General features: G+C 70.6%; 1 pseudogene. It reads right to left on the bottom strand.

The window, feature by feature from the left end:
* A pseudogene (locus ACOADB_RS17550) lies at window positions 1-308 on the bottom strand (short-chain dehydrogenase); the annotation flags it as partial.
* Between the last annotated feature and the right edge of the window lie 12 nt (window positions 309-320).

Raw genomic sequence — 320 nt, 5'->3', positions numbered from 1 at the left:
GCGCGCTTGCCGGTGAGGTCGGTGCGCTGGTCGCGCTTGGCGTGGCTCATGGCCGCGCACTCGGGGCAGAGCCAGTGGTAGAACGCGTCGACCAGGGTGAAGTCCTGCTTGCAGATGTAGCAGCCGCGCGCCTTCAGCAGCTCGCCCGCGAAGGCTCCCTTCGCGGTCGAGACCAGCGGGATCCCGGCGGTCTCGTCGTCGATCCGCATCGCCGAACCGGTCGCCGTGGCCTCGATGACGGCGCGGTCGGCAGCCGCCTCGGCCTCGCGCTTGAGCAGGCGACGGGTCTGCTTGAGGGCCTTGTACATGTGCGACGCCGC

Source organism: Nocardioides sp. CPCC 206348 (genome assembly GCF_048654705.1).
Classification (GTDB): domain Bacteria; phylum Actinomycetota; class Actinomycetes; order Propionibacteriales; family Nocardioidaceae; genus Nocardioides.
The sequence above is the reverse complement of the archived record's forward strand: the minus strand, read 5'-3'. Positions and strand labels throughout refer to the sequence as shown.